Source organism: Streptomyces sp. CRN 30 (assembly GCF_034105845.1).
Map to the genome: position 1 here is coordinate 35269 of NZ_JAVRHI010000296.1, position 7192 is coordinate 42460.

A 7192-nucleotide genomic window follows, 5' to 3' on the forward strand; every position below is an offset into this window, starting at 1 on the left:
CCGGTGGATGAGCGAGCGACAGAAGGACCGGCCGTGGCTGATGCGCACGTACGCCGGTCACTCCACCGCCGAGGCGTCCAACGCGCTGTACCGGCGCAACCTCGCCAAGGGCCAGACGGGTCTGTCGGTGGCGTTCGACCTGCCGACACAGACCGGCTACGACCCGGACCACGTCCTCGCCCGCGGCGAGGTCGGCCGGGTCGGGGTGCCGGTCGCCCACCTCGGTGACATGCGCCGGCTGTTCCAGGACATCCCGCTGGAGCGGATGAACACCTCGATGACCATCAACGCCACGGCCATGTGGCTGCTGGCGCTCTACCAGGTGGTCGCCGAGGAGCAGGGCGCGGACATCACGCGGCTCAGCGGCACCACCCAGAACGACATCGTCAAGGAGTACCTGTCCCGGGGGACACACGTGTTCCCGCCGGGCCCCTCGCTCCGGCTGACGACCGACATGATCGCCTACACCGTCACCCACCTCCCCCGGTGGAACCCGATCAACATCTGCAGCTACCACCTCCAGGAGGCCGGTGCCACACCGGTGCAGGAGATCGCGTACGCGATGTCCACCGCGATCGCCGTCCTCGACGCCGTCCGCGACTGCGGGCAGGTGGAGCAGGAGCGCATGGGCGACGTCGTCGGCCGGATCTCCTTCTTCGTCAACGCGGGCGTCCGCTTCGTCGAGGAGATGTGCAAGATGCGCGCCTTCGGCCGCATCTGGGACCGCGTCACCCGGGAGCGCTACGGCATCGAGGACCCCCGGCACCGCCGCTTCCGCTACGGCGTCCAGGTCAACTCCCTCGGCCTGACCGAGGCGCAGCCGGAGAACAACGTCCAGCGGATCGTGCTGGAGATGCTGGCCGTCACCCTGTCCAAGGACGCACGCGCGCGTGCCGTGCAGCTCCCCGCCTGGAACGAGGCGCTGGGCCTGCCCCGCCCCTGGGACCAGCAGTGGAGCCTGCGCATCCAGCAGGTGCTGGCGTACGAGAGCGACCTGCTGGAGTACGGCGACCTCTTCGAGGGGTCGAAGGTGGTCGAGGCGAAGGTCGGGGAGCTGGTGGCCGAGGCGTCGGCCGAGATGGGCCGCATCGAGGAGATGGGCGGCGCCATGGCGGCCGTCGAGTCCGGCTACCTCAAGTCGCGGCTGGTCGCCTCGCACGCCGAACGCCGGGCCCGGATCGAGTCGGGCGAGGAGAAGATCATCGGGGTCAACTCCTTCGAGTCCACCGAGTCGAACCCGCTCACCGCCGACCTGGACGCCGCGATCCAGACGGTCGATCCGGAGGTGGAGGCGGGTGTCGTCGCCGCGCTGGCCGGCTGGCGGGACACCCGCTACCAGCCGCCGTTCAACCACCCGCGGCCCTGCAAGGCGCTGGAGCGGCTGAAGGCGGCGGCGCACGGCACGGAGAACCTCATGGAGGCGACCCTGGAGTGCGCGCGCTCCGGGGTCACGACCGGCGAGTGGGCGGGGGCGCTGCGCGAGGTGTTCGGCGAGTTCCGCGCCCCCACGGGCGTGTCGTCGGCGCCGGTCGCCGTCGCCGCCGAGGAGGGCTCGGCGCTCGCCTCGGTCCGCCGCGCGGTGGAGACGACCGCCCGTGACCTGGGCGTCGGCAAGCTGCGCTTCCTGGTCGGCAAGCCGGGGCTGGACGGGCACTCCAACGGCGCCGAGCAGATCGCGGTGCGCGCCCGCGACGCCGGCTTCGAGGTGGTGTACCAGGGGATCAGGCTCACCCCGGAGCAGATCGTGGCCGCCGCGCTCGCCGAGGACGTGCACGCGGTGGGCCTGTCGATCCTCTCCGGTTCGCACGCGCGACTGGTCCCGGACGTGCTGGAGCGGCTGCGTGTGGCCGGTGCCACAGATATCCCGGTGATCGCCGGTGGCATCATCCCCAGCAGTGACGCCGAGGAGCTGCGGGGCGCCGGAGTGGCCGCGGTCTTCACCCCGAAGGACTTCGACATCACCGGCATCATCGGCCGGATCGTGGACGAGATCCGGAACGCGAACAAGCTCGACCCCCTGGAGGTCCCCGCATGACGACGGTCAACCGTCTCCGCCCGCGCCGTTCCTGCCTGGCGGTACCGGGCTCGAACCCCCGCTTCCTGGAGAAGGCCCAGGGCCTCCCCGCGGACCAGGTCTTCCTGGACCTGGAGGACGCCTGCGCGCCGCTGGCCAAGCCGGAGGCCCGGCACACCATCGTGAAGTTCCTCAACGAGGGCGACTGGACCGGCAAGACCCGGGTGGTGCGCGTCAACGACTGGACGACCGAGTGGACGTACCGCGACGTCGTGACGGTCGTCGAGGGCGCGGGCCCGAACCTGGACTGCGTCATGCTGCCGAAGGTGCAGGACGCCCAGCAGGTCGTCGCCCTGGACCTGCTCCTCACCCAGATCGAGAAGACGATGGGCTTCGAGGTGGGCCGGATCGGCATCGAGGCGCAGATCGAGAACGCGCGCGGCCTGAACAACGTCAACGCGATCGCCGAGGCGAGCCCCCGTGTGGAGACCATCGTCTTCGGGCCGGCCGACTTCATGGCGTCCATCAACATGAAGTCGCTGGTGGTGGGCGAACAGCCGCCCGGCTACCCGGCCGACGCCTACCACTACATCCTGATGAAGATCCTGATGGCCGCCCGCGCCAACGGCCTCCAGGCCATCGACGGCCCCTACCTCCAGATCAGGAACGTCGACGGCTTCCGCGAGGTGGCGGGGCGGGCCGCCGCGCTCGGCTTCGACGGCAAGTGGGTGCTGCACCCGGGCCAGGTGGAGGCCGCCAACGAGGTCTTCTCGCCGTCCCAGGAGGACTACGACCACGCCGAGCTGATCCTGGACGCGTACGACTACTGCACCTCCGAGGCGGGCGGCAAGAAGGGCTCGGCGATGCTCGGCGACGAGATGATCGACGAGGCCAGCCGGAAGATGGCGCTGGTCGTCTCCGGCAAGGGACGGGCGGCGGGCATGAGGCGCACGTCGAAGTTCGAGATCCCGGAGGGCTGAGGCGAATGCGGTTCGGACGCACCTACGAGGAGTTCGAGGTCGGCGCGGTCTACAAGCACTGGCCCGGCAAGACGGTCACCGAGTACGACGACCACCTCTTCTGCCTCCTCACCATGAACCACCACCCGCTGCACCTCGACGCCAACTACGCGGAGTCCGCCACCGACTTCGGCAGGAACGTGGTGGTCGGCAACTACGTCTACTCGCTCCTCCTCGGCATGTCCGTCCCGGACGTCTCCGGCAAGGCGATCGCCAACCTGGAGATCGAGTCGCTGAAACACGTCGCGCCGACCTTCCACGGCGACACGGTCTACGGCGAGACGACCGTGCTGGACAAGTGGCCGTCGAGGTCGAAGGACGACCGCGGCATCGTGCAGGTGGAGACCAGGGGCCACAAGCAGGACGGCACGCTGGTGTGCGTGTTCCGCCGCAAGGTGATGGTGCCCACCGAGGGTTACGTCAAGGAGCGGGGCGGGGAGCAGCCCGGCCGCCCCCAGCCGAAGGAACAGGGGAAGAAGTGATGGCGCGACTCGCCCGGACCGCCGGTCTCACCGACGTCCAGCAGGAGATCCTGTCCACCGTGCGGGACTTCGTCGACAAGGAGATCCTCCCCGTCGCCACCGAGCTGGAGCACCGCGACGAGTATCCCCAGGACATCGTCGACGGCCTGCGGGAACTCGGCCTGTTCGGGCTGATGATCCCCGAGGAGTACGGCGGCCTGGGCGAGTCGCTGCTCACCTACGCCCTGTGCGTGGAGGAGATCGCCCGCGGCTGGATGTCGGTGTCCGGCATCATCAACACGCACTTCATCGTGGCGTACATGCTCAAGCAGCACGGCACCCGGGAGCAGAAGGACCACTTCCTGCCCCGGATGGCGGCCGGTGACATCCGCGGCGCGTTCTCCATGTCCGAGCCGGCGCTCGGCTCCGACGTGTCGGCCATCACGTCCAAGGCGGTCCGGGACGGCGACGACTACCTCCTGACCGGCCAGAAGATGTGGCTCACCAACGGCGGCACGTCCTCGCTCGTGGCGGTCCTGGTGAAGAGTGACGAGGGTCACCCCGAGTCCACGGCCCCGCACAGGTCCATGACCACCTTCCTGGTCGAGAAGGAGCCCGGCTTCGGTGAGGTCCGCCCCGGCCTCACCATCCCCGGGAAGATCGACAAGATGGGCTACAAGGGTGTCGACACCACCGAGCTGATCATGGACGGGGTGCGCGTTCCGGCTGATCGGGTGCTCGGCGGGACCACCGGCCGAGGTTTTTACCAAATGATGGACGGCGTCGAGGTGGGCCGTGTGAACGTCGCCGCCCGCGGCTGCGGCGTCGCCCAGCGCGCCTTCGAACTCGGCATCCGCTACGCCCAGCAGCGCCACACCTTCGGCCGGCGGATCGCCGACCACCAGGCCATCCAGTTCAAGCTGGCCGAGATGGCTACCAAGGTGGAGGCCGCGCATGCGATGATGGTGAACGCTGCACGCAAAAAGGACTCCGGCGAACGAAACGACCTGGAGGCGGGGATGGCGAAGTACCTCGCGTCCGAGTACTGCAAAGAGGTCGTGGAGGACGCCTTCCGGATCCACGGCGGGTACGGCTTCTCCAAGGAGTACGAGATCGAGCGCCTCTACCGGGAGGCGCCGATGCTGCTGATCGGTGAAGGCACCGCCGAGATCCAGAAAATGATCATCGGCCGAAGGTTGCTAGAGGAGTATCGATTCCAGGGCTAGATGTCCGGATACGGGGTGTTTTCTTGGAGAAGAAGATCACACCCCGTAGGCGTGCTCCGGCCTCCGACTCGGCTGCCTGGCTTACCCAGTTGCGACCCCGAGCCGCTACGATCGCGAGAAAGCCGCCGTCCCCCGTTTCCGAAGCGCGGCATCATCCGCTACGAAGGTCATCCATGCCCCACAGCCAAACCTCTGCACCTCGCGACAGCCTCGCCGGCGTACGCCTCGCGCGCGGAGCATCGCCGTGGCTCCTGCCGACCGTCGCGACCGCGGCCGTCAGCCTGGTCCGCGCCCGCCGCTCCGGCGCCGCCAAGGCCGTCGCCGTCCCCGCCACCGCTCTCGCGGCGGGGATGCTGTGGTTCTTCCGCGACCCCGAGCGTGAGATCACCCAGGGCCGGGTCATCTCTCCCGCCGACGGCGTGGTGCAGAGCATCATGCCGTGGAAGGACGGCCGCACCCGCGTCGCCATCTTCATGAGCCCGCTCAACGTCCACGTCAACCGCGCGCCGCTGGCCGGCGAGGTGACGTCCGTCGAGCACATCCCCGGTGGCTTCGTTCCCGCCTTCAACAAGGAGAGCGAGAACAACGAGCGGGTCGTCTGGCACTTCGACACCGAGCTCGGCGACATCGAGATGATCCAGATCGCCGGCGCGGTGGCCCGCCGCATCGTCCCGTACGTGCCCCAGGGCACCAAGGTCGAGCAGGGCGAGCGGATCGGCCTGATCCGCTTCGGCTCGCGCGTCGACCTGTACCTGCCCGAGGGCGTGGAGGTGGCAGTCGAGGTCGGTCAGAAGACCGTGGCTGGGGTGACTCGCATTGACCGTGATTGATCCTGATACCAAGGCCGGCTGGGCGCCGGAGACCGACGACGCCGACGAGGTGTTCGACGAGGAGGAGATGCCGCTCTCGCTCCGCCTGTCGATAGCGGACACGCTCACCCTCGGCAACGCCACGTGCGGGTTCATGGCGGTGTACTTCACCACCACCGGAATCCTCATCCCGCACCTCCAGGGCAGCCAGGAGACCGGCATGGCGCGGCACAGCGCCGCGACGGCGGTCATCCTCATGCTCTGCGCGGCCGTCTTCGACCTGTTCGACGGCCTGGTCGCGCGCAAGCTGCGGTCGTCGCCGATGGGCGCGGAGCTGGACAACCTCTCCGACCTGATCAGCTTCGGCCTGGCACCGGCGTACTTCGTCCTCGTCTACGGCATGGTCGCCGACGACGCCCACCAGCGGCTGGCGGCGGTGGGCGCCATCGTCGTCCTGCTGGCGGTGGTGCTCAGGCTCGCCAGATTCTCCTGCGTGACCGTGAAGGACGGCACCTTCCAGGGCATGCCGTCGCCGTTCGGCGCGCTGACGGTCGTCTCGATCGTGCTCCTGGAGCTGCCCTTCGTGGCGACCGTGCTGGCCATCCTCGGCACGGCCTGGCTGATGGTCTCGCGCGTGGAGTACCCGAAGCCCCGGGGCCGCCTCGCCGTCGCGATGCTCTCCTGGATCGTCCTCTCCATGGGCCTGCTGGCCGGCTGGGCGTTCGACGCCCCGAGCGGCCAGCTGCTGCTCCAGACGGGCTGTGCGCTCCAGCTCGTCATGGGCGCGGTGATCCCCCTGTTCGCCACGGCCCGCCGGGTGAACAACTTCCGCGACAACCGGCGCGAGGCGCGGGCGGCGCAGCTGCCGTAGCACCGCCGCGCGGAACACGAACGGCCGAAGGGCCCCGGACCTCCCCGGTTCGGGGCCCTTTCCGGCTCTGTGGGCGTTTCCGCCGCCTCCGCCGGGCGGCGGGGAGCGAGCGGTGAGTGTACGAGTGCGGTGAGCCCGGATGAGCCGGCCGCCGTTCCTGCCGCCGCACACGGCGGTGGTGCTGCTCGCGGCGGCCGTCATCGGCCTGGTCGTCGCGGTGCCGGCCGCTCCCGGCGGTGCCGCTCCGGCCGGTGCGGCACTGACCGGCCTGGTGGCGGCCGGGGTCAGCGTGCCGGTGCCGCGCGCGCTGATCGACTGACGGCGCGGTCTCTCCCGGCCCGCCGGGGGAGACGGCACGTCCGCTCGGACAGCGGGCTCAGACCAGGAAGTCCCGCGCGATGCGCTCCGCGACCCGTTCCAGGAGGGGACCCGCCTCCGCGACGCACGTCGCCACGTCCGGTTCCAGTTCCGTCAGCGGGTAGGCGCGGCGGATGCCCGCCCGGCCGAGGGCCTCCGCGGGGAGGGCAAGGCGGCCGCAGACCGCGACGACCTCCTTGCCCGCCTCGCGCGCCGCCGCCGCGACGCCCGCCGGGGCCTTGCCGTGCAGGGTCTGCTCGTCCAGCGAACCCTCACCGGTGATCACCAGTTCCGCCCGGTCCAGGGCCGGGGCGAAGCCGAGGACGTCCAGCATCACCTCGATGCCCGGCCGGAACCGCGCGCCGAGCAGCAGCGCGCCGTAGCCGATGCCGCCCGCGGCACCCGCGCCGGGCGCGGCGGCGTGCTCGGCGGCCC

The 7192-nt window shown here is 70.1% G+C and carries 8 protein-coding genes; 7 read left to right on the top strand and 1 reads right to left on the bottom strand.

The window, feature by feature from the left end; translation table 11 throughout:
* Positions 1–7 precede the first annotated feature (7 nt).
* The 7 genes from UW392_RS31670 (at position 8) to UW392_RS31700 (ending at position 6719) form a co-directional block, all read left to right on the top strand.
* Positions 8–2035: a protein meaA gene (locus tag UW392_RS31670; RefSeq protein ID WP_320778605.1), complete on the top strand. Its 2028-nt coding sequence runs from the start codon at positions 8–10 to the stop codon at positions 2033–2035.
* Complete coding sequence (locus UW392_RS31675) at positions 2032–2994, top strand: CoA ester lyase (protein WP_320778606.1); 963 nt, start codon at positions 2032–2034, stop codon at positions 2992–2994. The genes UW392_RS31670 and UW392_RS31675 overlap by 4 nt, the downstream gene beginning before the upstream one ends.
* 5 nt (positions 2995–2999) lie before the next feature.
* Complete coding sequence (locus tag UW392_RS31680; RefSeq protein ID WP_320778607.1) at positions 3000–3515, top strand: MaoC family dehydratase; 516 nt, start codon at positions 3000–3002, stop codon at positions 3513–3515.
* Positions 3515–4720: an acyl-CoA dehydrogenase family protein gene (locus UW392_RS31685; protein WP_320778608.1), complete on the top strand. Its 1206-nt coding sequence runs from the start codon at positions 3515–3517 to the stop codon at positions 4718–4720. The genes UW392_RS31680 and UW392_RS31685 overlap by 1 nt, the downstream gene beginning before the upstream one ends.
* A gap of 173 nt (positions 4721–4893) precedes the next feature.
* Entirely contained in the window at positions 4894–5550 is a 657-nt protein-coding gene (locus UW392_RS31690; RefSeq protein ID WP_320778609.1) for a phosphatidylserine decarboxylase, read from the top strand.
* 67 nt (positions 5551–5617) lie between these two features.
* The gene (pssA, locus tag UW392_RS31695) at positions 5618–6400 is read left to right on the top strand and encodes a CDP-diacylglycerol--serine O-phosphatidyltransferase (RefSeq protein ID WP_320778613.1); all 783 of its coding nucleotides are present in this window, start codon (positions 5618–5620) and stop codon (positions 6398–6400) included.
* Between the two features lie 139 nt (positions 6401–6539).
* Positions 6540–6719 (top strand): hypothetical protein, encoded by a 180-nt coding sequence (locus UW392_RS31700; protein WP_320778610.1) that lies wholly within the window; start codon positions 6540–6542, stop codon positions 6717–6719.
* Positions 6720–6776: 57 nt separating this feature from the next.
* On the opposite strand, the gene UW392_RS31705 is transcribed toward UW392_RS31700, so the two are convergent.
* Positions 6777–7192 (bottom strand): glycerate kinase (locus UW392_RS31705; protein WP_320778611.1); only part of this gene is annotated, 416 nt, incomplete at its 5' end.